This is a genomic window from Bradyrhizobium sp. CCBAU 21365, assembly GCF_015291305.1.
GTDB classification, from domain to species: domain Bacteria; phylum Pseudomonadota; class Alphaproteobacteria; order Rhizobiales; family Xanthobacteraceae; genus Bradyrhizobium; species Bradyrhizobium elkanii.
This window is the reverse complement of the sequence record NZ_CP030036.1, coordinates 5,821,146-5,844,033: the sequence shown is the minus strand read 5'-3', so window position 1 is coordinate 5,844,033 and position 22,888 is coordinate 5,821,146. Positions and strand designations below refer to the sequence as shown.

Sequence of the window (22,888 nt, the reverse complement as noted above, 5' to 3'; positions counted from 1 at the left end):
ACCGCGCGGAATCAAGCGCTCGCCATCATGATGGTTGACGAATACGACTGTTTGGTAGGCGCGGTGACATAATTGTGACACGTGCCGGGCGCGGACGGGTCAGCGCTGACGGGGATTGGTGTTCGGGACGAACGGGATACCGACGATCCGGACCGGGGTCTGGGCCAGTCCCTGATTCGGCGCCGACGCTTGATTCGCGGCCGGCCGAGGCGCGGGGTTCGCCGGCGCGGGCGCCTGATCGAGCAGGGCGACGAGGCCGGCCGCGGCCACGCTGAGCAGCGTGAACGTGCCCAGGAGCAGCAGATTGCGGTTGGATTCGCGGACCCTCATACGAGGAAAATCGCGTGAGCGGGCATAACGTTCCGAACAAATCCTCAGACGTTTTCGCGCGGATTTCGTCGCATCTTAAGAACGAGCATCAGGAGAGGACGAACCGGTGTGCCGGCAGGAACGGGGCAGGGTTCGGCCTAATGGGCCGTTACCGCGGCGGGTACCTGCTCGGTGCTGCGCGCCTCGATCAGGTCGGCGTAGCGGCCATATTCCTCGGCCATTTCGAGCAGCTTCTCGCGCACCGCGGCGTCGGTCACCTGCCGGGCCAGCCGTCGCGCCTGATCGGATTGGAAGCGGTAATGTGCTGTGTCGGACATGGTGGCGGCTCCTCACATATCTGTAAGGGCCACCCGGCAAAGGTTCATTAAGGTGTCATTGCAGCGTCGGTGGGCGATCCGCCGGCGGAGCCGCCGCGGCGGGCCGCGTCTTGTCCTCGCGGACCTCGACTTCGAACCAGCCCATCTCCTTCAGCTCGCGTGCCTTCTTCTCGGCCGCGTCTTCGCTGTCGCGCTTCAGCACGATTTGGCTGGTGCCATCTCGGGCAAGGATCAAATAGGTCATTGGCTGAGTCCCACCCCGCATTCTGCATACCCCGTTTGGGGCCGCAAGAACAGAAGCAAGGCGAGGGATGGGTGATCCTACGGGAAGGATCCCACGATTCCTGCCAGGGAGGTGTCGCAGCGGCTTTCCGAACCGGCCCTGCGGCGCAGCGTCGGTTCGGAAGGGGCGAACTACCTCAGCGCTTCACGACCAGTCGATGTGGCGGTTCCTGTCGTCCCATCGATGTGCTTAGCGTTGGGTGCAGACGAACCGAGTGCCGTTCTTCGTCGTGCCGGTGGAAATCACAAGTGGTCGTTGCGAGGGGACTCAACGTTCTTGCAGGGCTTCATGCAAAACATTGCGGCGCGCCGAGGTCGTTGCATTGGCTATCGGTGAACGCGATCGACGATGTTGCACTCCCGACCACCGGAATAATACGGCTCGCTCTGCACATTGCGGGCAATCAAGCGAAGCGCTTTGATTGAATCGCGACGACGTGTTCGAATCGCAGCCGGGAAAGACGCGCGGCGCAAAGCCGCGCATATCTGGATGGAGGACGCGATGCCCAGGCACTTCGGTTTGAAGGCAGCATCGGCCGCAGGACGGTCGGCGTTCACGGGGTCATCGAAGGATTTGCAGCAGCGGACTGCTTCGGCGTCGGCATCGAAGAAGCGTGCTCCGGACAGCTCTGCAGCGTCGAAGCACGCTTCCCCATGCTCGGAACTGCCCTATTCGCCTGCGAGCTGGCGGGGCTGCCGTGGCCGGCGGTCGATCTCGGCAGACTGAAGCTGGGTCGCGGCGGCCAGGATGGCGGAAATCCAAGCCAAATGGTGCCGGCTGAGGGGATTGAACCCCCGACCTTCAGTTTACAAAACTGCTGCTCTACCGCTGAGCTAAGCCGGCGAATTGGCAATGATTTGCGCGCTCGCATAGCAGACTTGGCGCGCCAGAGCCAGAACCAAGGCTTGAACCGAGCAGGCGAGAAGCGATCGCGCCCCCGGATCGGCCCGACAGCAAAAGGCGGCCCGCAGGCCGCCTTTTTGCGCCGTCGGCCTGTCAGCTGAGCTACTGGCACGGATGCCGTCGGCCGTCGCTGCCGCGGAACCAGGTGCCGGGGGTGCAGACAAAGCCGTTCTGCCGGGCATATTCGGCGCCGCCGATCGGGGTGCGGGCATAGTCGGGGCCGCCAAACGGGGCGGTGGCGACCGCAGCCGCCGTGCCGACCGCGCCGCCGACGACGCCACCGGCCACGCGGGCCGCGGCGTCGACAGGCGCGAACGGGCCGGGGTCATAGCGGTTGTAGCTGCTCTGCCAGTCGCGGTCCCGCCGATCGATGCGCTGGTGATAGGCGGTGCGGGTGCCTGGTGCCATCGCCTGGCATCGGGCGTCCGGCCAGGCATTCGAGCAGCGCGCGGCGGTGCCGATCGTCTGTTGCGCCATCGCCGGGCTCGCCAGTGCCGAGGCGAGCAGGGCTGCTGCGCCGAGGATTCTGAAGTGTGTCATGCAAGGCCTCCTCTCGTCGTGGTGGACGGCTAATTTCGCCGTGCAGCGCTCGTTCCGCCGCGGCCTTGCCCTGCGTTCAAACCAGTGTGAAGTTCCGCAGGCTCGTGCGCATGATGCGTTCCGGAGCACGCTGCCTTCGACGAGAATTGCGTGTACAGCGGTGAACGAACTGGTGTCGGTGCCGACGCGGGGGATTGATGTTCGGAATCTTGAGTCTTGGCTTTCTGCTCGGCATGCAGCATGCGCTGGAGCCGGATCATATCGCGGCGGTATCGAGCATCGCGGCCCGCCGCACCCATGTCGGTGACATCGTCAAGCACGGGCTGACCTGGGGGCTTGGCCACACGCTCACTTTGTTCATCTTTGCCGGCGCCGCGATCCTGCTCGGGCGCGCGATTCCCGAGACGGTATCGCAGCCGATCGAGACCGCGGTCGGCATCATGCTGGTCGGCCTCGGCGCGCATGTGTGGTGGCGGCTGTGGCGCGACCGCGTGCACTTCCACACCCATTCGCATGGCGACGGCACCACGCATTTCCACGCCCACAGCCATGCCGGTGAAGCCGTGGCGGCTACGTCCACCGTGGCGGTTACGTCCACCGTAGCGCGTGCGTCCACCGTGGCGCTTGCGTCCACCGTGCCGCACGTCCGCGCCGCGCACAGCCATGCGCACGGCTTCCGCTGGCGCACGCTCCTGGTCGGCCTGATGCACGGCATGGCCGGCTCGGCGGCGCTGTTGGTGCTGACGGTGTCGCAGGCCCCAAGTCCAGTGATCGGGCTCGGCTATGTCGCGCTGTTCGGCATCGGCTCGATGATCGGCATGGGCGTGCTGTCCAGCGTGATCGCGGTGCCGCTCGCAGCCTCGGCGCGCTGGCTGACCTGGGCCAATCACGGCCTGCAAACGGCGGTCGGCGCGGTCACGATCGCGATCGGCGTCCACTCGATCGTCGAGAACGCCTTCACCTGACGGGTAGGCGGCTTCCGGGCGCCCGTTAACGATTTCTGATTCCGCACGGCCGCATTGACCGGATGCCGATGCTTACGCGTTAGGCTTACCGGCAGTTTGGCCGGCGTCCTTAACCCTTCCGCCGAGCCGTTGGATTAGGTTGTGGTGGAACAATTCGGGACGCTGGGTGAACATGCGCGCAAGTCTTGCGCTGGCGATATTGGCTGCGATGACCTCGACGGCGCTGGCCGGCGGCGGCTTCGACATTGTCGTGCCGGTGCGGCCCGGCGTGCCGATCATCATTAACGGCGTCGACGCCTCCTATGCCGTGGTCGAAAGCGCGATGGGGCTCGCCCGCAACGAGTCGATGGTGCCGACCGTCTATGGCGGCCGCCCGATCGATCCCCAGCCGAATGTCGGCCACTATTATCCGAGCCTTGGCCGCATGCCGGGTTACGGCCGCCTCGAGATCGAGCCGCCGGCCAACCGCCGCCTGCCCAAGCCGGCCGAGAGCTATCATCAATCGTGGGGCGCGGAATCGGCGCCGCTGCCGGCACAGTCCAACGTGCCGGTCGATCCGCCGCCGGTGATCTACGCGCCGGAGTTCAACGGGCCGCGGCCGCTGCCGCGCCCGTTCCCGCGGCCACCGCGACCCAGAGGATTCTGAAATCGACTGCCCGAAATCAAGAGCCCCGCGAAACGGGGGTCCTGAATAGCCATCAAGAGCTACGCGACGAACAGAGAGACCTACAGGAGAGAGTAATGCGTCAAATGATCAAAGGACTGATTGCGGCGGTGGCCGTCATGCTGAGCGCGCCCGCAATGGCGTGCGGATTCAACCCTTGCGGCTATTCCGCGCCCGTCGTGAATTACGGCTGCGGTGGTTGCGGGGGTTACGGCTACGGCTACGGTTACGGCGCCGTCGAACGTCTGCCCGACCCGGATGCCGCTTATCCCAGCGCGGCGCAGCAGTACTATTACGTCAACCAGGGACCTACCTACACCGGTCCGGGCAACTGGGCACCGCGCCCGTACTACCGCGAAGGCTACGGCCGCCCGTATTACGGCTATCGCCGCTACGGCTACCGTCACTACGGCTACCGCCATCACTACGGCTATCGTTCGCACTACGGCTATCGCTACGGCCGCTACGGCCATCCGGTGCTGCGCCGCTACTACTGATCCGATCGTCAGTTCGAGAGATCAGCGCCCGTTCGCGTCACGCGAGCGGGCGTTTGTCGTTCACATCAGCCCGAGCCGGCTGGCGCCGATATAGAGCGCGAGCACACAGGCGTTCGACACGTTGAGGCTCTTGATCTCGCCGGGCATGTCGAGGCGGGCGACGAGGCGGCAGGTCTCGCGCGTCAATTGCCGCAAGCCCTTGCCTTCGGCGCCGAGCACCAGCGCGAGCGGCGCTTGCAGCGCGGCCTTGCCGAGATCCTCGGTGCCCTCGCTGTCGAGGCCGACGGTCTGGAAGCCGCGCTCGTTCAACTCGTTCAGCGCGCGCGCAAGGTTCTGCACGGTGACGACAGGCACCAGTTCGAGCGCGCCGGAGGCGGACTTCGCCAGCACGCCGGTCGCCTCCGGGCTGTGGCGGGCGGTGGTGACGATCGCCTTCACCGCGAACGCCGCGGCCGAGCGCAGGATGGCGCCGACATTGTGCGGATCGGTGATCTGGTCGAGCACCAGCACGATGCCCTCCAGCGCCAGCGTGTCGATGCCGGGCGAGGGCAGGGGATCGGCCTCCGCCAGGAGGCCCTGATGCACCCCATCGGGGGTGAGGCGCCGGTCGATCTCGCTCGGCCGGACGATCTCGGGGGCGACGCGGGTCGCGATGTTTTCGTCGGCGAGGCGCTTGGCCGCGTTCTCGGTGAGGTAAAGCTTGCGGATATGGCGGTCGGGGTTGGCAAGCGCGGCCGACACCGTGTGCCAGCCGTACAGAATCACCGGCCCGTCGGAACCGGATTCGCGTTCCCGCCGGGCCGGCGGACGGCCGAATTTCGGCCCTTTTTGGAAGGGTTTACCGCCCTTGCCTCGGAAATTGGGTTTGCGGTCGCGGTCGCTCATGTGAGGCTTGTGTCACGGCTCCCGAATATTGGCAATTTTACACAGCGTTTTCGAGCGAAGTGGGGGCCGGTTCGCGTGAAGAAAACGCGACAAAACAAGAATCTAGCCGCAAGACTCACGACTTTGGAACAGAGATCGCCCGAGCCTGCAAAAGTATCCCAATTAGATGGCTGGCTTGGTTGACTTTGGGGACCGCCTTCCCCCATAAACGCGCCCGACCGCGCACCCGCTTCGGGTCGGCCGGTTATCAGCGTCATTTCGATGACCCGGTCCGCCGCCACTCGCGCGGCCGGTCTGATGCTGTTGGACGGGGGAGTGTCCCGAGTGGCAAAGGGAGCTGACTGTAAATCAGCCGCCTCATGGCTTCGCAGGTTCGAGTCCTGCCTCCCCCACCAGCCTTCGCTCGCTTCGCGAGCTACGGCTCGGCAGGCCGGGAAAACTCCATCGTAGCGAAGCGAGAAGGCTGCCACGCCATAGCCCGAAGGGCGACGGCGGGCTGCATCGGCGAGGCATGAGTCGCTTCGCGACCCACGGCCCGGCAAGCCCAGGAAACTCCATCGTAGCGAAGTGAGCGAAGGCGGGCCACAACCTGCTCGTCCATTCGACACCCGCTTCTTCACCCTATCCGCGCAAACATCTCCAGCTGCCGCCGGCGTTCCGTTGCTCGGCCCGAGAGTGCAATGGTAGATTGCGCCATTTCATGATTGAGCCGTTTCAGACGACATGAAGAAAATTTTGCACTGGGACGCTTCTGCAGGAGACGACCCGGCGCTGATGGTTGCCTGCGCTGTCCTGTTCGGCGTCTCGATCCTGCTTTCGATACCGGCATTTTTTGGTGGTGCTGGCCAGGCCGGAATCGATTTTTCATGTTTCTGGGGCGCGGGCGCGATGGCGCTCGAAGGCCATGCGGCGGCGGCCTACGATTGGGAGCAGCTGCATCAGCAACTTGTTCTCCGGCTGCAATCCCTCAATCACGCTCCGTATCCTTACGATCAGGTACCGGTTCCGTTCTTTTATCCGCCGGTGTTTTTCCTGGTTGTGGCGCCGCTGGCGCTGCTGCCCTTTCCGATCGCGTTCTGGGTCTGGAGCGCGGCGAAGCTGTCTTGCTGGCTGCTTGTCGTTCATGCCATCCGGCCACGCTCCGCCGCGCTGCTGCTGGCACTCGCTGCTCCGCCCGTATTCTACGATTTCATCTCCGGCCAAAGCGCGCTGCTTGCCGCATCGTTGCTCGGCGGCATCCTGCTGACATTGGACAGGCGTTCGCTTCTCAGCGGAATCCTGATCGCGCTGCTCATCTTCAAACCGCAATATGGCGTTCTGCTTCCCTTCGTGTTGATCGCCACCGGACGTTGGCGCGTCGTCATCACCGCCGCCCTTATGATTCCGGTCCTGCTGCTGCTCGCCGGGCTGATCTTCGGTTGGGATACCTTCGATGGATTCCGCGCGGCCGCCACCTTCGCCACGACGCAATTCCACCTCAGTGGCGCGCTGCCATGGTACAAACTGCAGAGCATCTATGGTCTCTTGAGAGACGCCGGCCTTGGCTATGGTCTGGCGATGGCATTTCACGTCGCCATCGCATCGGTGGTTGCGGTCGGGGTGCTGATCCTGTGGCGCGGCCATGTCAGCTTCGCGGTAAAGGCCGCAAGCCTGCTGGCGGCAACGCCGCTGATTTCTCCTTACTTCGCGATCTACGATATGCCGATCCTGGTGGTCGCGCTGGTGTTTCTCATGAACGCCAGCGCGGGCCGCCTCGCGTCGCGTTCGGGTCGAAGCGCCTTCCGGATCGCGGTCAGCGTCGTCTTCGTATTGGGATACGCTTTCCCGTTCGTGCGCACGCCTCTCGGCCCCATGATGTGCGCAACCGTGATCGCGCTGATCTGGACGAGATACCGGCAAGAGGCCGGCGAGACGGCTCCAGGCGAGGAGTTGCGAAAATCTGCGACCGTTGGAGGCTAAAGCATGATCCGGCGCGATGAGGATTCAACCCGATCTCATCGCGCTTTAGTGTCCTGATCGCGAACAGTCTGCGAAGATCATAGGATCAGCCGTCCTGGTGCGCCGGCGGCGTTGCCGTGCCGGGCACAGCCTCCGCGCCAACCGGGCGCCTGGTGCCCGACGGATCGTCGCGCTTGAGCATCGAGGCCCAGGCGAAAAATGGATAGGCCAAAAGCGCCAGGTACCTCGTGGGCATTGGATGATCGACGCCGAATGCCGTCGGCTTCTGCCCTTCCGGAAGATAGAGGCTGCCGAATAGCACATCGTAGAACGAGAACAGCCCGGCGTAGTTCTTGTCCCTGGCTTCCCGCTCGCTGCTGTGGTGCCAGTGATGAAACTCCGGCGACACCAGGACATGGCGTAGCGGGCCGTAGCCCAGGCGCACGTTGGCGTGCGCGAGCCAGGATTGCCAGTAGTAGATCGCAAGATAGGTCCCGATCGCCTCAGCGGAGAAACCGAGCGCGAACAGCGGAAACAGCGAACCAACCTTCATGAAGGTCACGTCAAGCGGGTGCTGGTGGATCGCGGCGAGCCAGTCCAGCTCTTCGACGGCGTGATGGACGGCATGGATGCGCCACATGGCGGGCACGACATGCAGGATGCGGTGGGTCCAGTAGATGCCGAGGTCCCCGATCACGATCGCGATGAGCGCCTGAGCCCAATACGGGAGATCGCTGACCGCCTGCTTGACGGCCGAGGGCAGGATCGATTGATTGACCAGCGTCGCCAGTGCGATGATCGCGGTCACGCCGATGAACACCAGCCAGCCGTTGAGAAACAGGAAGGCCATGTCGGTCGACAGACCACGCCTGAAGATCTTCTGCGGCCTCGCTGCAAAGAGTTGCTCGAACGGCACGAAGATCAGGGGCGCCAGCAACAGCTGATATTGTTCCAATAACGCGCGCATTCAAATGGCCACATGAAATGGCGACAGCCTACCACCTCGGTCCCCGATGGCGTCAATCGGAAACGAAACCCGGGTTGTGGCAGCGTTAATCAGCATCCCCGTGCCGCTACGGGGATCACGGGTGTCCGCGAGCCGGAGCGGGCCAAATCCAGCCCGTCACTCCATCCTTGCGAACATCTCCACCAGCGTTGCGCCGCCACCACCTCGACTCACCCCCCCGCAATCCACGCCGCAGCAGCTTCGCGAAATCCTGCGCCATCTGCGACGGCGCCTCATGCGTCGGGGAGAGGATCGCGATCTGGTACTGGATCTTCGGCTTGAACGGGCGGATGGCAAGGCCCTCGGTGAACGGCTTGCTCACCACCGGATCGACGATGCCGACGCCGCGGCCCTCGGCGACGAGCTGGCAGGCGGTCGAGAAGAATTCGGTTTCCGCCACCACGTTCCAGCGTGCGCCATATTCGGAGAAGGCGGATGCCAGCTGCTGATAGATCGGGTCGCCGCGAAACAGCGTGACGAACGGAACGCCGTCGAGGTCATCAGGAGTGATCTGCTTCAGCTTCGCTAGCGGATGCGCATGCGGCAGCATGCACGCGCACTCATACGAGAACACCTCCATATGCGAGGTCGGATAATCCAGCGGCAGCTCGGCGACCGCGAGATCGAATTGCTGGGTCGAGATCAGCTCGCGGACCGTCGCGGAATTCCGCGTGATGATCTTGATCTGCAGCTCGGGTCTGTTCTTGGCGAATTGCGACAGCAGACGCGGCAGCAAATTGATCGAGATGCTCGGATAGGCCGCGATCGCGAGGTGACCGCGCCGCCCGGACCTGATCTCGGCCGCCACGCGCGATGCGTTCTCGGCAGCTTCGAGAGCGCGCGCCGCCTCGACATAGAACAGCCTGGCTTCCGGGGTGGGTTGCAGGCGGCCGCCGCGGCGCAGGAAGAGGTTGAGGCCGGTCTCGTGCTCGAGGCCCGCGATCATGGTGCTGATGCCGGGCTGCGACATGCCGAGCAGCTCGGCCGCCCTTGTCATGGTGCCGTGGAGCATCAGGGCGCGGAAGCATTCGAGCTGTCTGAGGCGCATGAGCGACTATACGAATCTGCTATAATGGACACAACTAATATTATTAGAATTGCATGACGGGCGGTGCTCCAATGGCGCAACGAGCCATTGAGGAGACATCACGTGACCGCAGCAACCATCGATCTGACCCGCGCCCGTCTGATCCCGGCCCGCAACGGCGTGGCGGCTCGCCTCGATGCGGGAGAGACCGTCACGATCGTCAACACCCACGGCAAGCAGGTGGTCGATACCTGGGCCTTCAATGCCCGCGACACCGGCGAGTTCATGTCGATGGAGCACAGCCGCGCATCGATGCTGCGGCTCGTTCCGCGCGTCGGCGACACGCTGACCACCAACCGGCGCCGCGCCATCCTCACCTTGGTCGCCGACACAACGCCGGGAATCCACGACACCTTGATCGCGGCCTGCGACATCCACCGCTATCGCCAGCTCGGCGCCGTCGGCCATCATGACAATTGCACGCAGAATCTGGCGCACGCGCTCGAGACCGTCGGACTGTCGGCCGCGGTGACGCCGGCGCCGCTCAATCTGTTCATGAATGTGCCGGTCGACGACAGCGGACAACTGGACTTCAGGTCGCCGGTCAGCGAGGCCGGGCAGTATGTGGCGCTGCGCGCCGAGATGGATCTGGTCATCGTGTTCTCGGCCTGTCCGCAGGACATGGTGCCGGTGAACGACATGCGGCCGACCGACGCTCACTTTCTCATCGCCTGAAGCTGTCAGCGCGGAGAACCGATCATGCGCAAGCTGCCGCCGCTCAATGCCGTCCGCGCGTTCGAAGCCGCGGCGCGCCACGAGAGCTTCACTGCCGCCGCCAATGAGCTCTGTGTCACCGTGACGGCGATCAGCCACCAGGTCCGGCAACTCGAAGCGATCCTCGGCCACAGACTGTTCGAACGCTCCGGCCGCGCGGTCGTGCTGACGGCGGAGGGCCATGCGCTGTTTCCGATGCTGCGCGACGGTTTCGACCGCATGGCGAGCGCCTTCGCGGCGATCAGGCCGCCGGCCGATGGCGATGCGATCACCGTATCGACCACGCGCGCCTTCGCCGAGCGCTGGCTGATGCCGCGGCTCGCGCGCTTCAACGCGGCGTTCCCATCGGTCGTGGTCCACATCGATGCGACCGAGGAGGTGCGCACACCGGGCACCGACGGCGTCGATCTGGCGATCCGCTACGGACGCGCGGATCGCGCCGGCGAGACATCGGTGCTGTTCAGCGATCGCTACATTGCGGTTGCGGCAAGCACGATCTGTCCGCCCGGTGCCCGTCTCGCCATTGACGACGTCCGTTCGCGCTCGCTGCTGGCGTTCCGCTGGAAGAACGCCGCGCTGGATTCGCCGGCGTGGTCGGCCTGGCTCGCGAAGGCCGATCACGATCCCGGCCGGGACTTCCGCATCTCCTGGTACAGCGAGGAGCCGCTGGCGCTGCATGCCGCCGAGCGCGGGCTCGGACCGCTATTGTGCAGCGATGCGCTGGTCGACGAGCAATTGCGGCAGGGCACGCTGCGCCGGCTCGACGGTCCCGCGCTTGCGGGCTTTGCCTATCGTCTCGTCGATGCGCCGGGCGCTGCCCGGCGCAAATCGGTGACGGCATTCATCGACTGGCTGCGCGGGGAAGCCGCCGCATTTCGGGCGGCTCCCCGACAGGTCATGACACGGGCTGCGTGAAGTAGGGCAGGGTCTCGACACGGACCTGGTAGGTGCCTGCCTTGACCAGGCCGTCGAGATGCGCGGCGATCTCCTCGAGCGATGCGAACCACACCTTGCGGTCGGCGACGACCCGCTCGAGCCAGCGCTCGACCACGCGCCAGCGGGCGAGCCGGCCGGTCAGGAACGGGTGCCAGATCCCCATCCAGAATCCGCCGGCCTCATAGGCGGCTTCGAACTCCTCGAACGAGGCGGCAAGGCCGTCGCTCGGCGATTTGACCGGCATCATGTAGCCGATCTCCGCGTAATGGGCGAAGGGCGGCCAATCGTCCGATCCCCAGTGCGGTGGCATCTCGTAGAGCGATCCGCGCGTGGTGCGCATCTGGTACGGGATGTCGTCGGCCATCAGCGACGAATCGTAGACGAAGCCGTGCTCGATCAGGAGATCGATCGTGCTCTGGTTGGCATTGTAGACCGGCGCGCGGTAGCCGCGCGGCTTCCGCCCGGTCATCGCGACATGGATGGCAAGCGCGCGCTCGAAGGCCTCGCGCTGCTGCGCCGAGGAAATCTCCGTCGGGTCCTCGTGGATGTAGCCGTGATGGCCGATCTCGTGACCCGCTTCAAGGATCGCTTCCACCGCATCCGGATAGCGCTGCATGGTCCAGGCCGGCATGAAGAACGATTGCTTCAGGCCGAGGCGGCGATAAGTCTCGAGGATGCGCGGCACGCCGACGGTCGGCCCGTATCGTCCCATCGTGATCGGGTAGAGCCGGTCGAAGGAGTCCTTCGGCCGCGCGATATGAATGAGGCTGTCGGCGTCGACGTCGAAGGTGATCGCGCAGGCGCAGCGCGCGCCGTTCGGCCAGGGGATGGGATTCGTTATCATCGGATCATCCTCATGCAGCCGGCAGGCAGCGGCGCATCATTCCGCGGCGACATTAACAGGCCCGTCGATTCCAAGACACTGCCGGACCAGCACCGGGATCGCGGCGAAGGCGTCGGCAACCGATCGCCGGTAGCGCTCGTCGTTGAACTCCTGGTAGTCGACCGCGATCAGATGGCTCTCCTGCACTCCGAGATAGTGGGCGCAGGTGAAGATGTGGGTCTCCAGATGGTTCATGGTCTCGCGCACCCCGCCGGGGCCGAAGCCGAATTCGCCGCGCGAGCTGAGCACCACAAGCGTCTTGCCGCGCAGGACCGGTTCGAGCGGAAAGTCGCCGCGTGCGAGATCGAAGCTGAAGGTCTTGTCGATGCGGATCACCTTGTCGAACCACGACTTCAAGGCCGCCGGCATGCCGTAATTGTGCATCGGCGCCCCGATCACGATCACATTGGCGCGTTCGAGCTCGTCGATCAGTTCGTCGGAGAGACGAAGTTCGTCGTGCTGCTCTGCGGTGCGGTCGCCGGGCGCGGTGAAGGCCGCGGCCACCCACGCCTCCGTGATCAGCGGCGGCGGGTCGCGGCCGACGTCGCGCGAGATGACCGTGGCGCCGGGCTCGTGCGTCAGCCACTGCTCGACGAACGATCTGGAAAGCTTCCGGCTGACCGAACGGTCGCCGCGCGGGCTGGCATCGATATGCAGAAGTGTCGTCATCCCTGGCCTCGGCTGATTGGGGCAATGCGTCGCTCCACAATGACCAAATGCCACCTCCGGCGTGATTGACGAATCCGGCAGCCGAGTTGAGAGAATCTCAACAGTGAAGCAGCGCGCCATGGCAACGCGGAGTGCGAGCGTGATCGCACTGCGATCTGTGGCTATTCAGCGCGCAAACTTCACTCTCGATGCCGCCTCAACCCGGCTTGAGGATTTCTCATTATCGCCTCAACGCTGCCTGCTGCTCAGATACCCCATCCCGGCCCAAACTAATGCGCCGGACAAAGGGGGGAAACATGTTGCTCAAGCAGACACAGCTTCCGGCGCAGGATGAGGCCGGCTTCGATGCCCACGGAATTGAACCGGTGCCGGCGGCGCACCGCACCTCGTCATCGTTCGATCAGTTCTGGATCTGGACCGGTGCGAACATCGCGCCGATCAACTGGGTGCTGGGCGCGCTCGGCATCCAACTCGGCCTCAGCCTGCTGCAAACGCTTGCCGTCATCGTTGTCGGCAATCTGTTCGGCGCGGCGCTGTTCGCCGCCTTCTGCCTGATGGGGCATCGCACCGGCGTGCCGCAGATGGTGCTGGGCCGGCTGGCGTTCGGCCGCCGCGGCGCCTATCTGCCGGCACTGGCGCAGGTGCTGATGCCGATGGGGTGGGTCGCGATCAACACCTGGATCGTGCTCGACCTCTGCATGGCGGCGCTCGAGCGGATGGGGATTGGCGGCGGCGTCGAGCTCAAATACGCGATCGCAGTGCTGGTGATGCTGTTCCAGATCGCCATCGCCGCCTGGGGCTTCAATGCCATCAAGGTGTTCGAGCGCTACACCATGCCGGTCATTCTGCTGATCATGGCCGTCATGACCGCGCTCGCCTTCTTCCGCGTCGATATCAAGTGGCAGTCGGCAACCGTCACCGGCATGCCGGCATTCGCGGCGGCGACGCAACTGATGACCGCGATCGGCATCGGCTGGGGCATCTCGTGGCTGACGTATGCCTCCGATTATACGCGCTTCACCAGGCCCTCGCTCAGTGGCGCCAAGGTGTTTCGGGCGACATTCCTCGGCATGTTCCTGCCCACGGTCTGGCTTGCTTTCCTCGGTGCTGCCATTGCATCCGCCGGTGCCGGCTCCGATCCGTCGAAACTGATCATCGCAGCATTCGGTGCGATGGCGCTGCCGGTGCTGCTGGTGCTGCTGCATGGCCCGATCGCGACCAACATCGTCGTGATCTATTCGGCGGCGCTGTCGTCGCTCGCGCTCGATCTGCGGCGGCCGCGCTGGGTGATCTCGGTGATGTCAGGCCTGATCGCCTCCGCGATCCTGTACGCCTTCCTGCAGTCGGGCGATTTTGCACACGCCTTCGACAACTTCATGGTCGCCCTGATCGTCTGGATCAGCCCATGGGCCGGCGTCACGCTCGCAGACTTCTATCTGGTGCGACGCGGCCGCATCGACGTCGCCTCGCTGTACGAGGAGCCGGGTCGGGATCGCGATTTCAACTGGGCCGGGCTGATCGCCTTTGCGGCCGGGTTCGCAGCGGCGTGGGCGTTCCAGATGGGCACGATCAAGGCCATGCAAGGCCCGCTGGCGCTCGCAACCGGCGGGGTCGACCTGTCGTGGCTGACCGGCATCGGCGTGGCAATGGCGAGCTACCTTGCGCTGCATCGGCTGTTTGGGCGCCCGCTGCCGCGGAGCGTCCGATCGCCGGCCACGGACGCCGCGTCGATCGAGCCCGCGCCGACGTCGACCTGACGGGGGTACGCCTTGCGCCAGTTCACTCCATCCTTGCGAACATCTCCACCAGCGTCTCGCGCAGCCAGCGTTGCGCGGGAACGGTGTCGTTGCGCTGGTGCCAGAACAGGCTGACGATGCGCGGCGGCGCCGGCAGCGGCACCGGCATGGCGTGCAGATGGGGCGCGTGGCGGGACTGAGCGCTGAGATCGCGCGGCAGCACGGCGATCAGGTCGGACTGGCGCACGATCTCGTAGGCGGCGTTGTAGTGGTTGACGGTCGCGACCAGATTGCGCGACAGCCCGCGCGAGGCGAGAAACTGGTCATAGGTCGGCAGCGTCTTGCCGGCGAGGCTGACATCGACATGCTTGGCGGCAAGGAAGCTCCGGGTGTTGAGCCGCTTCTGCCTGGCCAGCGGATGGTCGCGCCGCATCATGCAGGCGTACTCGACGGTCCACAGCGAGCGGGAGCGGATCACCGCCGGCGGCTGCTGCGCCTCGTTGACATAGACGCTCAGCACGCAATCGACCCGATTGTCCTCGAGCCGGTCGCCGATCTCCAGGATGGTGTTGGGCACGGTGTGGATGCGCGCGGACGGCGCCACTTCGCTGAAGCGGTTGAGCAGCCGCGGCATCACCAGCGAAGACACGTAATCCGACATCGACAGGATGAATTCGGCCTGGGTCTGTCGTGGATCGAAGGCGTCCTCGTCGAGCGCGTGGCGGACATGTTCCAGGGCATCGCCGATCGGCTGCCACAGCGCCACGGCGCGCTGCGTCGGGCGGATCCCGCTCGCGGTGCGCACGAACAGCGGATCGCCGAGTGCGTCGCGCAGCCGCGCGAGCGCGTTGCTGACCGCGGGCTGCGTCATGGTCAGCGCGCTGGCAGCGCGCGTGACGCTGCCCTCGGTCATCAGCGCCTCGAAGACTTTCAGCAGGTTGAGGTCGAGCGTGCGGAAGGACACGAGCAATATTCACAATGGTGATGTGCTAGATAACGATTATAAATTATTCGGATAATATCGGTTTGTCTATCATTCCCCGGCTGACCCTGTGGCGCGTGCCGGCCGCGGGGCGAGGGGGGACTTTCATGTCGATGATCTCGGCGCGCATCGAGCGCCTGCCGTTCGCGCGGTTCCATGTGCACCTGCTGCTGATGGGCGGCCTCGGCTATCTGTTCGACGCGATGGATGCCGCGGTGCTGGCGTTCATCCTGCCGGTGCTGCGCACCGCCTGGGGGCTGACCAATGTCGAGACCGGCGTGCTCGGCTCTAGCACCTTCGTCGGCTATTTGTTCGGCGCGCTGCTCGCGGGGACGCTGGGTGACCTGATCGGCCGCCGCGCGGTGATGATGTCGGCGCTCGCGCTCTACAGCGCGGCCTCGCTGGTCAGCGCCGCGGTGGACAGCTGGCCGGCGTTCTTTGCCGCGCGCGTCGTCGCCGGCATGGGCACCGGTGCGGAGAGCGCGATCATCGCGCCGTACCTCGCGGAGTTCGTGGCGCGGCGCTATCGCGGCGCCTTCACTGGCGCGCTGGCGGGCTTCTTCTCGTTCGGCTTCGTCGCCGCAGCCTTGCTCGGCTATTTCATCGTGCCCGCCTACGAGAACGGCTGGCGCATCGTGCTCGTCATCACGGCCGTACCTGTCGTGATGCTGCTGTGGTGGCGGAGGTCGCTGCCGGAATCGCCGCGCTGGCTGGAAAGCCGCGGAAGGGCGAAAGAGGCCGAAGCGGTGCTCGACAGGATCGAGGCCGGCTTCGCGCGCGAGGGCCGCGCGCTGCCGTCGCCGGTCGCCGAGCCGGCCGCGCCCGCCGCATCGTCGGGAACGCTGCTGAGCAATTTCGCCGCGCTGCTCGCCGGCCGGCAGGCGCGCATCACCACCATGACGTGGATCATGTGGCTGTCGATCACGTTCAGCTACTATTCCTTCTTCGTCTGGATTCCCGGCCTTTTGGTGCAGAACGGCATGAGCATTACCAAGAGTTTCGGCTATTCGCTCGCGATGTATTGCGCGCAGGTGCCGGGCTATTTCACCGCCGCCTTCTTCAATGAACGGATCGGACGGCAGGCGACGATTGCGACCTATATGCTGCTCGGCGGCGCCAGCGCGCTCGGGCTCGCCTTTGCCAAGAGCGATGCGGAGATCATGACGGCCGGCCTGCTGCTGTCGTTCTTCATGAACGGCACCTATGCGGGCGTCTATGCCTACACGGCCGAAGTGTTTCCGACATCGATCCGGACCACGGGGGCCGGGCTCGCATCCGCGATCGGCCGCATCGGCGCGATCGTGGCGCCGATCCTGGTCGGCTACCTCTATCCGAATTTCGGCTTTGCCGGCGTGTTCGGCGTCACCACGTCGGTGCTCCTGATCGGCGCGCTGACCGTCGTGCTGATGGGCGTGCCGACGCGCGGCCGGTCGCTGGAAGACATCGCAAGCAAGGCTGCGTGATCACGCAGGCCGGGAGACGATCATGTCCACTATCCTCTTCAAGAATGCCGCGCTGCTCGATCCGCTGCGGTCCGATCTGCTCGAAGGCCACCACGTGCTGGTCGAGGATCGCCTGATCAAGGAGGTGTCGGACAGGCCGATCGAGGCTTCCGCCGATCGGGTCATCGACCTCAAGGGCAAGACCCTGATGCCCGGCCTGATCGACCTGCATGTGCATGCGGTTGCCGTCGAGCTCGATTTGTCGCAGCAGGCGCGGATGGCCAACGTGCTGGTGACGCTGCGGTCGACCATGCTGCTGCGTGGCATGCTGAAGCGCGGCTTCACCACCGTCCGCGATGCCGGCGGCGCCGGCTATGCGCTGAAGCAGGCGATCGACACCGGTCTCACCGACGGTCCCAGGCTGTTCGTCTCCGGCCGCGCGCTCAGCCAGACCGGCGGTCACGGCGACGGGCGGGCCCGCTCGGACTATCTGGCCGACCCGACCTGCTCCTGCTGCGTGCGGGTCGGCGCGATCGCGCGCGTCGTCGACGGCGTCGAAGCGGTGCGCAAGGCGGTGCGCGAGGAGCTGCAGATGGGCGCCGACCAGATCAAGATCATGGCGTCCGGCGGCGTCGCGTCGCCGACCGATCCGATCGGCGCCTACGGCTATTCCGAGGACGAGATCCGCGCCATCGTCGCCGAGGCGAGGGCGCGGCACACCTATGTGCTGGCGCACGCCTACACCGCGGAGGCGATCGAGCGGGCAATACGCTGCGGCGTGCGCACCATCGAGCACGGCAATCTGATCGATCTGCCGACCGCGCGCCTGATGGCCGAGCAGGGCGCTTATGTGGTGCCGACGCTGGTCACCTATGAGGCGCTGGCCAATGAGGGCGCGAAATACGGCCTGCCGGCGGCGAGCGTCGCCAAGATCGCCGACGTGCGCGATGCCGGCCTGCGCTCGCTTGCGATCTATCGCGAGGCCGGCGTGAAAATGGGGTTCGGCACCGACCTGCTCGGGCCGTCGCAGCGGCTGCAAAGCGACGAATTCCGGATCCGCGCCGAGCTGCTCGGCCCTCAGGCGGTGATCGCCAGCGCGACCATCATCGGTGCCGAGGTGCTCGGCATGGAAGGCAAGCTCGGCCGCATCGCGCCGGAGGCCTTCGCCGATCTCTTGGTGGTCGAGGGCAACCCGCTGCGCGACGTGACGTGCCTGCTCGGCCAGGGCGAGCACATCCCGCTGGTGATGAAGGCCGGCAAGGCCGAGGTCGACCGGCTGGGCGGGTAGGGTGCGCTAACCTGCCGCCGAAGGGGGGCACGGCCAAAATATCGAAAACAACCCCATGCAAAGGAGCCGGCGGCTGCCGGCGAACACGGCAGCTTGACTCGTCGGGCAACTCAGCGGCATTATTCCATTATTCAGAAATCATGCAGCTTCGTTCGTCTCGCCCCCGCACGCGGGGCGTGGTGAAGCGTCCTTCACCACACCACGCGGAGGCCGGCGGTGCCCTTGTAGCTGTGGTTGTCGCCGGCATCCTGCAGGCTGGCGCGGTAGGTGGCTTCGCCGAACACGGTGTAGCGGCCGCCCGCCCAGCTGTAGCTGCCGCCGCCGCCGATCGAGCCCCAGAGCCGGTCGCTGGCGCGGGCAGGCCGGCATGGCACGCCCTGACCAGCCGGCACGCCCGATCACAATACCGCTGGCAGCGTTGACGTTGCCGGGCGGAAGCACGACATATCGCGTGCCGATCCCACCCGCCGCTCCGGAGCAAGCCATGAACGCCCCCAACATCGAGTCCGTCACGCCGCAATCGGGCGACGACGTGGTGGCCTGGCTGACCAACGAGACCCGCGACGAGCGCTTCATCGACAATATCTTCGCCGAGCTGTGCGTCCGGCTCCAGCAAACGGGTATCCCCCTCAAGCGGGCGACGATGAATCTCCTGATCCAGCATCCGCAATGGCTCGGCGCCCGGATCATCTGGGGCGACGGCAAGCGCGAGGCCGAGATCACGCGGGTCGACTACGAGGTCAGGGAGCGCTCGGAATATATCGGTAGCCCGGTCTACGAAATCCACCAGGGCGCCGGCGAGGTACGCGAGCGGCTCGAACGGGCGCCTGGCCGCACGCATGCGCTCTTTGACGAGATGCGCGCGCAAGGCCTGACCGACTATGTGGCGTGGCCGCTGCTGCATACGCTCGGCAAGCGGCATGTCGTGACATTCGCGACCGACCGGTCCGGCGGTTTCGATGACGCTGACATCGCCGAGCTGCGCAAGGTGCTGCCGGTGCTGGCGCTGGTCAGCGAAATCCGGATGAAGAACCGCCTGGCGCGGACGCTGCTCGAGACCTATGTCGGCACCCATGCCGGCGAGATGATCCTGGCGGGTGCGACGAGGCGGGGCAGCGGCACCACGGTCCGCGCCGCGATCATGATCTGCGACCTCAGGGACTTCACGCGGATCTCGGATTCCTGGCCGCGCGACGACGTCATCGATCTCCTCAACGACTATTTCGACGCGATGTCGGAGCCGATCGCGCGGCACGGCGGGGAAATCCTGAAATTCATCGGCGACGGTCTGCTTGCGATTTTCCCGCTCAGCGATCCCAGGGCCTGCGCCAACCTGCTGCATGCGGTGTCCGAGGCGCGGCAGGCGATGGCGGCGCTGAGCGAAAAGAACAGCATGATGGGCCGCGCGCCGATGAATTACGGCATCGGCGTCCATGTCGGCGACGTCATGTACGGCAATATCGGATCGCGCAGCCGGCTCGACTTCACGGTGATCGGCCCCGCGGTGAACATGGCCTCGCGGCTCGAGGCTCTGACCAAGCAATTGGGACGAAACGTGCTGCTGTCGCGCGCCTTCGCCGATCTGGTCTCGCACGATTTCGCGCTCGAGCATGTCGGCGAGCATTCGGTGCGCGGTTTCAGCGAGCCGATCGAGCTGTTTGCATATCGCGGCTGAGGCTCGTTTGGCCGAAAGCGGCGTGACGTGCGGCGCACGCACCGGCCGAGATGGCCCGATCTCCAGAAGGCTCCTGCCGCTAAGGAGATTGGCCGGAGAGCCTCAGCGTCGGTGCGCGCAGCAATTGCTGCTCGGCATAGTTGGCCAGACGATCGTACTCTTCGGCGATCTTCAGAAGGTTCGCGCGTGAGTTTTGGTATCTGAACAACTCCGCCTTGGCACGTGTCCTGGCGGCTCGGTCTCGCCAATAGGCGGGGTTGGTCATGACGTTCTCGATCATGGCGCCTCCCCCCTTTTCTCGGGGACTGCCCATAGACCAACGTCGCCGCGACAAGTCCGCTCCCCGAGGAACCCCGGAACTTCGTTCACGCATCAAGAGTCACTGAAACATTCCGTTTGTTCCAGGCGAAGTTTATTTAACCTGGATTCACGCGCGTTATCTTCCGGAACGCCGGATCGCGCGAATCATTCGGGCACTGGGAATTCAGATCGAGGTGATCTGCTGCGCCGGCGCAGCGCGCTCGACGAAGCCCTTGGCGAGGGCGTGATAGACGCCTTCCTTGCAGATCAGGCGCGAGCTCGCGTGCGCAATCAGGGCCGCGGCCATCAAGGGCACGACCATCGCGTGATTGTCGGTCATCTCGGTGACGATCACGAAGGCGGTGATCGGTGCCTGAACCACGCCGGCGAAATAGGAGACCATGCCGAGCAGCATGATGGCCGGCAGCGGCGCGCCGTGAAACAGCGGCGCGATGTTGGAGCCGAGCCCGGCACCGACCGCGAGCGAGGGCGCGAAGATACCGCCCGGCATGCCGCTGATCGAGGCGAACGTGGTCGCCAGGAATTTCCAGACGCTGAAGCTCGCCGGCAATTGTGCTCCGGCTTCGAGCGCGGATTTGACCTGCTGATATCCCGTGCCATAGATCGCGCCGTCGGACGCAATCCCGCAAATCGCGGCCGCAAATCCGCAGATTGCGGCAAAGCCGGTTGGATAATTCTTGATCGCGCGTCCGGCCGGATTGGCAAATCCGCGTGCCATTGCGATCAGGATGCGACTGAACAGGCCGCCCGCAAGACCTCCGGCAACGCCGCAGAGCGGGACCGCGAGCCAGTCGGTGCCGTTGCGCAGGGCCGTCGCGCTGGTGCCGAAATACGTGTAGTTGCCCATCAGCGCGAGCGAGGTCAGGCCGGCAGCGATCACCGCGCCGATGATCAGGCTGCTGGTTCTCGTCTCGAAGGCTCGGCTCATTTCCTCGATGCCGAACACGATCCCGGCCAGCGGGGTGTTGAAGGCGGCCGCAACACCTGCGGCCGCGCCGGCAAGGATCAGGCCGGGTTGGCGCCGCGGCGAGAAGCGGCCGAGCGCAAACATGATCGAGGCGCCGATCTGCACCGTCGGTCCCTCGCGCCCGACCGACGCGCCACACAACAGGCCGAACAGGGTCAGCAGGATCTTGCCGGCCGCAACGCGCAGCGAAACCAGGCTTTCGCGCGCGGTCTGGTCGGTCAGATGACGTGCAGCGATCGCCTGCGGGATCCCACTGCCTTGCGCGTTCTGAAAGAAGCGGTTGGTCAGAAACACCGACAGCGCGAACCCGGCCGGCGTCAGCATCAGCGAGGCATATTGGAAATGGGATACCACTGCGCCAAATGCGATCTGCGCCAGATCCGCGAGTTGTGCGAGGGCGACGGCCGCCGCACCGACCGCAATGCCGCCCAGCAAGAACAGGGCCCGGCGCTGCCAGCGCGCGGAGACCAGTCTGAACAGCCGCCTCTGGCGGTTGGAGGGGAAAGTCATTCTGACGAATTCTTAGCTCATGTCGTGGTCCGATACGAAGCGGATCACGTCATTCCTAGCACGCGTCGGCGGTATGCGAAGCTCAAGAAATCAGCACGGTGTGCCGGCGAAGCCGCCAAACTCCAGGGCCGAAATCCGTACCGCCTGAGGCCTCAATCTTCGGCGATCTCCGGGAGGCTCACGCGTGAGTTTTGGTGTCCGAACGACTCCGCTTTGGCGCGTTCTTTCCCTGCGGTGACGCATGATTGAGGGACGCGGAAAAACTGGCACAAACTGCACTTTGCGCGGCTTCCGCCGCGGCGTATTTTGAGCGTCCCATTGAAGGGCGCGTGTCATGTCCGAAGTGATTGTTCGAGCGGGCATCGTCGTGTTGGGACTGTGCCCAATCGCAATGGTTGCCGTTGCTCTGTTCATTTGATGGACGCTCACCTGGCCCGACCCGCGCTACCCGGGCCGGTAGATGGCCCCAGCGCCTGCCCTCCCAGGCCCCCATAGGTTGCTGGGGCCGCTCAACAAGGAGGCCGCCGGTTGGCGGCCTCATTCTGCCTGATACTGAGATGGGTAAGGCAAATTCACCGGGATTGATGCCGCCCAAATGACACGGGCACTGAATCGAAAAGGGCCGTCGCATCGGCGGCCCCTTTCTGCCGGTCACAATAGGTCTGTAAAAACTCAGTCGTGAAAAATGCTCTGCAAAGAACGGTAACGCCGGCAGGATTGGTATTACGACCGTCCTATCTTTCCAGAAATCCGGATCAGTACGGTGTTCCTGCGGTGGAACTGGTGGTCTGCGCGAGAGCCGAAAGAAAACCCTGCGCGCGCTGCGATGCGGGCGCGGTCGATCGTGCGCCTATCTCCGGCGCCGCTGCTTTCTCGGAAACAGCCGGTCGCGGATGTAGCGGGAGGTCGGCGTCAGGCGAAGGCCGCGCGGCTTCTGCCAGGCGGCGCGGTCGATCTCCTTCTTGTCGCCGATCGCCAGTCGGCCCTTGGCGTTCTTGGCGATGAAGATCGCGTCGCTCATCCTGCGGCCCGAACGCTTGTTCCTGGCCGTCACTTCCTTCCACAGGCTGAGCCTGCCGAGCTTGAGCTTCGGCAACTCCTCCTTGATTTCGCGCTTGAGGCAGTCCTTCCCTGTCTCGCGCGCGCGCCTGCGCCCGCCGGGGAACATCCACAGCCCGTCGGATCGGCGTCTAACCAGAAGAACCTTGCCGCGCTTCGCGGCTACCAGCTTGGAGGACTTGGGCAGTGAAGACTTGGGCATCTGCTGCGCAATGATCGAAAGAGAATCGACCCATTTTAACTTGTCTATTTGTGTAGACAAGTTCGAAGCCGCATTGTTCCACAGTCGTG

General features: G+C 65.0%; 25 protein-coding genes and 2 tRNA genes. 11 read left to right on the top strand and 16 right to left on the bottom strand.

Annotated elements, in window-relative coordinates:
• Positions 1–99: 99 nt before the first annotated feature.
• The 6 genes from XI02_RS27440 to XI02_RS27415 all read right to left on the bottom strand — a co-directional run bounded on the left by XI02_RS27440 (position 100) and on the right by XI02_RS27415 (position 2,373).
• On the bottom strand, positions 100–330 hold the full coding sequence (locus tag XI02_RS27440) for a hypothetical protein (RefSeq protein ID WP_016843372.1): 231 nt from the start codon (positions 328–330) through the stop codon (positions 100–102).
• Positions 331–467: 137 nt separating this feature from the next.
• Entirely contained in the window at positions 468–647 is a 180-nt protein-coding gene (locus tag XI02_RS27435) for a hypothetical protein (RefSeq protein WP_016843373.1), read from the bottom strand.
• Positions 648–702: 55 nt separating this feature from the next.
• Complete coding sequence (locus XI02_RS27430) at positions 703–891, bottom strand: hypothetical protein (protein ID WP_016843374.1); 189 nt, start codon at positions 889–891, stop codon at positions 703–705.
• Positions 892–1,256: 365 nt separating this feature from the next.
• Positions 1,257–1,487 (bottom strand): hypothetical protein, encoded by a 231-nt coding sequence (locus XI02_RS27425; protein WP_125459437.1) that lies wholly within the window; start codon positions 1,485–1,487, stop codon positions 1,257–1,259.
• A gap of 211 nt (positions 1,488–1,698) precedes the next feature.
• Positions 1,699–1,773 (bottom strand) — tRNA-Thr (locus XI02_RS27420).
• 162 nt (positions 1,774–1,935) lie between these two features.
• Positions 1,936–2,373, bottom strand: coding sequence for a hypothetical protein (locus tag XI02_RS27415; RefSeq protein ID WP_038381361.1), 438 nt, complete (start codon positions 2,371–2,373; stop codon positions 1,936–1,938).
• Positions 2,374–2,570: 197 nt separating this feature from the next.
• Between XI02_RS27415 and XI02_RS27410 the strand changes: the two genes are divergently transcribed.
• The 3 genes from XI02_RS27410 (at position 2,571) to XI02_RS27400 (ending at position 4,499) form a co-directional block, all read left to right on the top strand.
• On the top strand, positions 2,571–3,338 hold the full coding sequence (locus XI02_RS27410; protein WP_016843376.1) for a hypothetical protein: 768 nt from the start codon (positions 2,571–2,573) through the stop codon (positions 3,336–3,338).
• Positions 3,339–3,510: 172 nt separating this feature from the next.
• Positions 3,511–3,984 carry a hypothetical protein gene (locus XI02_RS27405; RefSeq protein ID WP_018272262.1) on the top strand — a complete coding sequence of 158 codons (474 nt, stop codon included), beginning with the start codon at positions 3,511–3,513 and terminating at the stop codon, positions 3,982–3,984.
• A 95-nt stretch (positions 3,985–4,079) separates the two neighbouring features.
• Positions 4,080–4,499, top strand: a complete 420-nt coding sequence (locus tag XI02_RS27400) for a hypothetical protein (RefSeq protein ID WP_026192928.1) — start codon at positions 4,080–4,082, stop codon at positions 4,497–4,499.
• A 60-nt stretch (positions 4,500–4,559) separates the two neighbouring features.
• Here XI02_RS27400 and rlmB read toward each other — a convergent pair whose 3' ends face one another.
• Complete coding sequence (gene rlmB / locus XI02_RS27395) at positions 4,560–5,384, bottom strand: 23S rRNA (guanosine(2251)-2'-O)-methyltransferase RlmB (protein WP_016843379.1); 825 nt, start codon at positions 5,382–5,384, stop codon at positions 4,560–4,562.
• Between the two features lie 309 nt (positions 5,385–5,693).
• On the opposite strand from rlmB, the gene XI02_RS27390 reads away from it, so the two are divergent.
• Positions 5,694–5,779: transfer RNA gene (locus tag XI02_RS27390), tRNA-Tyr, on the top strand.
• 328 nt (positions 5,780–6,107) lie between these two features.
• Complete coding sequence (locus tag XI02_RS27385) at positions 6,108–7,343, top strand: glycosyltransferase family 87 protein (protein ID WP_016843380.1); 1,236 nt, start codon at positions 6,108–6,110, stop codon at positions 7,341–7,343.
• 85 nt (positions 7,344–7,428) lie between these two features.
• Here the strand turns inward: XI02_RS27385 and XI02_RS27380 are convergent, their stop codons facing one another.
• Together XI02_RS27380 and XI02_RS27375 are read right to left on the bottom strand one after the other, a co-directional pair.
• Entirely contained in the window at positions 7,429–8,289 is an 861-nt protein-coding gene (locus tag XI02_RS27380; RefSeq protein WP_240537337.1) for a sterol desaturase family protein, read from the bottom strand.
• A gap of 115 nt (positions 8,290–8,404) precedes the next feature.
• A complete protein-coding gene (locus XI02_RS27375) occupies positions 8,405–9,376 on the bottom strand; it encodes a LysR family transcriptional regulator (RefSeq protein ID WP_018272234.1) in 972 nt (323 codons plus the stop codon).
• 102 nt (positions 9,377–9,478) lie between these two features.
• Between XI02_RS27375 and XI02_RS27370 the strand changes: the two genes are divergently transcribed.
• Positions 9,479–10,090, top strand: a complete 612-nt coding sequence (locus XI02_RS27370; protein ID WP_016843383.1) for a DUF1989 domain-containing protein — start codon at positions 9,479–9,481, stop codon at positions 10,088–10,090.
• A gap of 24 nt (positions 10,091–10,114) precedes the next feature.
• Positions 10,115–11,044 carry a LysR substrate-binding domain-containing protein gene (locus tag XI02_RS27365; protein ID WP_016843384.1) on the top strand — a complete coding sequence of 310 codons (930 nt, stop codon included), beginning with the start codon at positions 10,115–10,117 and terminating at the stop codon, positions 11,042–11,044.
• Here the strand turns inward: XI02_RS27365 and XI02_RS27360 are convergent.
• The gene (locus XI02_RS27360; protein ID WP_018272233.1) at positions 11,025–11,909 is read right to left on the bottom strand and encodes a polysaccharide deacetylase; all 885 of its coding nucleotides are present in this window, start codon (positions 11,907–11,909) and stop codon (positions 11,025–11,027) included. The two genes, XI02_RS27365 and XI02_RS27360, sit on opposite strands and share 20 nt — an antisense overlap.
• A 36-nt stretch (positions 11,910–11,945) precedes the next feature.
• On the bottom strand, positions 11,946–12,617 hold the full coding sequence (locus XI02_RS27355) for an FMN-dependent NADH-azoreductase (protein WP_018272232.1): 672 nt from the start codon (positions 12,615–12,617) through the stop codon (positions 11,946–11,948).
• A gap of 296 nt (positions 12,618–12,913) precedes the next feature.
• On the opposite strand from XI02_RS27355, the gene XI02_RS27350 reads away from it, so the two are divergent.
• Complete coding sequence (locus tag XI02_RS27350) at positions 12,914–14,374, top strand: cytosine permease (protein WP_018272231.1); 1,461 nt, start codon at positions 12,914–12,916, stop codon at positions 14,372–14,374.
• A gap of 22 nt (positions 14,375–14,396) precedes the next feature.
• On the opposite strand, the gene XI02_RS27345 is transcribed toward XI02_RS27350, so the two are convergent.
• Positions 14,397–15,323, bottom strand: coding sequence for a LysR family transcriptional regulator (locus tag XI02_RS27345; protein ID WP_018272230.1), 927 nt, complete (start codon positions 15,321–15,323; stop codon positions 14,397–14,399).
• A gap of 119 nt (positions 15,324–15,442) precedes the next feature.
• Between XI02_RS27345 and XI02_RS27340 the strand changes: the two genes are divergently transcribed.
• Positions 15,443–16,798, top strand: coding sequence for an MFS transporter (locus tag XI02_RS27340; protein WP_026192923.1), 1,356 nt, complete (start codon positions 15,443–15,445; stop codon positions 16,796–16,798).
• A 22-nt stretch (positions 16,799–16,820) separates the two neighbouring features.
• Entirely contained in the window at positions 16,821–18,065 is a 1,245-nt protein-coding gene (locus tag XI02_RS27335) for an amidohydrolase family protein (RefSeq protein WP_018272228.1), read from the top strand.
• 191 nt (positions 18,066–18,256) lie between these two features.
• On the opposite strand, the gene XI02_RS27330 is transcribed toward XI02_RS27335, so the two are convergent.
• Positions 18,257–18,457: an autotransporter gene (locus XI02_RS27330; protein ID WP_145972847.1), complete on the bottom strand. Its 201-nt coding sequence runs from the start codon at positions 18,455–18,457 to the stop codon at positions 18,257–18,259.
• Positions 18,458–18,549: 92 nt separating this feature from the next.
• On the opposite strand from XI02_RS27330, the gene XI02_RS27325 reads away from it, so the two are divergent.
• Entirely contained in the window at positions 18,550–19,740 is a 1,191-nt protein-coding gene (locus XI02_RS27325; RefSeq protein WP_016843392.1) for an adenylate/guanylate cyclase domain-containing protein, read from the top strand.
• A gap of 79 nt (positions 19,741–19,819) precedes the next feature.
• On the opposite strand, the gene XI02_RS27320 is transcribed toward XI02_RS27325, so the two are convergent.
• From XI02_RS27320 to XI02_RS27310, 3 genes are all read right to left on the bottom strand, one after another.
• The gene (locus XI02_RS27320) at positions 19,820–20,020 is read right to left on the bottom strand and encodes a hypothetical protein (RefSeq protein ID WP_041482667.1); all 201 of its coding nucleotides are present in this window, start codon (positions 20,018–20,020) and stop codon (positions 19,820–19,822) included.
• A gap of 204 nt (positions 20,021–20,224) precedes the next feature.
• The gene (locus XI02_RS27315) at positions 20,225–21,538 is read right to left on the bottom strand and encodes a chloride channel protein (protein ID WP_018272225.1); all 1,314 of its coding nucleotides are present in this window, start codon (positions 21,536–21,538) and stop codon (positions 20,225–20,227) included.
• Between the two features lie 850 nt (positions 21,539–22,388).
• Entirely contained in the window at positions 22,389–22,799 is a 411-nt protein-coding gene (locus tag XI02_RS27310) for an NUDIX hydrolase (RefSeq protein ID WP_016843395.1), read from the bottom strand.
• Positions 22,800–22,888 lie beyond the last annotated feature (89 nt).

Coding starts and splice junctions, on each gene's coding strand:
- XI02_RS27410 (WP_016843376.1), top strand. CDS start 2,571: ATGTTCGGAATCTTGAGTCTTGGCTTTCTGCTCGGCATGCAGCATGCG.
- XI02_RS27405 (WP_018272262.1), top strand. CDS start 3,511: ATGCGCGCAAGTCTTGCGCTGGCGATATTGGCTGCGATGACCTCGACG.
- XI02_RS27325 (WP_016843392.1), top strand. CDS start 18,550: ATGAACGCCCCCAACATCGAGTCCGTCACGCCGCAATCGGGCGACGAC.
- XI02_RS27430 (WP_016843374.1), bottom strand. CDS start 891: ATGACCTATTTGATCCTTGCCCGAGATGGCACCAGCCAAATCGTGCTG.
- XI02_RS27375 (WP_018272234.1), bottom strand. CDS start 9,376: ATGCGCCTCAGACAGCTCGAATGCTTCCGCGCCCTGATGCTCCACGGC.
- XI02_RS27315 (WP_018272225.1), bottom strand. CDS start 21,538: ATGACTTTCCCCTCCAACCGCCAGAGGCGGCTGTTCAGACTGGTCTCC.
- XI02_RS27380 (WP_240537337.1), bottom strand. CDS start 8,289: ATGCGCGCGTTATTGGAACAATATCAGCTGTTGCTGGCGCCCCTGATC.
- rlmB (WP_016843379.1), bottom strand. CDS start 5,384: ATGAGCGACCGCGACCGCAAACCCAATTTCCGAGGCAAGGGCGGTAAA.
- XI02_RS27440 (WP_016843372.1), bottom strand. CDS start 330: ATGAGGGTCCGCGAATCCAACCGCAATCTGCTGCTCCTGGGCACGTTC.
- XI02_RS27385 (WP_016843380.1), top strand. CDS start 6,108: ATGAAGAAAATTTTGCACTGGGACGCTTCTGCAGGAGACGACCCGGCG.
- XI02_RS27365 (WP_016843384.1), top strand. CDS start 10,115: ATGCGCAAGCTGCCGCCGCTCAATGCCGTCCGCGCGTTCGAAGCCGCG.
- XI02_RS27415 (WP_038381361.1), bottom strand. CDS start 2,373: ATGACACACTTCAGAATCCTCGGCGCAGCAGCCCTGCTCGCCTCGGCA.
- XI02_RS27350 (WP_018272231.1), top strand. CDS start 12,914: ATGTTGCTCAAGCAGACACAGCTTCCGGCGCAGGATGAGGCCGGCTTC.
- XI02_RS27340 (WP_026192923.1), top strand. CDS start 15,443: ATGTCGATGATCTCGGCGCGCATCGAGCGCCTGCCGTTCGCGCGGTTC.
- XI02_RS27355 (WP_018272232.1), bottom strand. CDS start 12,617: ATGACGACACTTCTGCATATCGATGCCAGCCCGCGCGGCGACCGTTCG.
- XI02_RS27320 (WP_041482667.1), bottom strand. CDS start 20,020: ATGATCGAGAACGTCATGACCAACCCCGCCTATTGGCGAGACCGAGCC.
- XI02_RS27335 (WP_018272228.1), top strand. CDS start 16,821: ATGTCCACTATCCTCTTCAAGAATGCCGCGCTGCTCGATCCGCTGCGG.
- XI02_RS27310 (WP_016843395.1), bottom strand. CDS start 22,799: ATGCCCAAGTCTTCACTGCCCAAGTCCTCCAAGCTGGTAGCCGCGAAG.
- XI02_RS27435 (WP_016843373.1), bottom strand. CDS start 647: ATGTCCGACACAGCACATTACCGCTTCCAATCCGATCAGGCGCGACGG.
- XI02_RS27400 (WP_026192928.1), top strand. CDS start 4,080: ATGCGTCAAATGATCAAAGGACTGATTGCGGCGGTGGCCGTCATGCTG.
- XI02_RS27360 (WP_018272233.1), bottom strand. CDS start 11,909: ATGATAACGAATCCCATCCCCTGGCCGAACGGCGCGCGCTGCGCCTGC.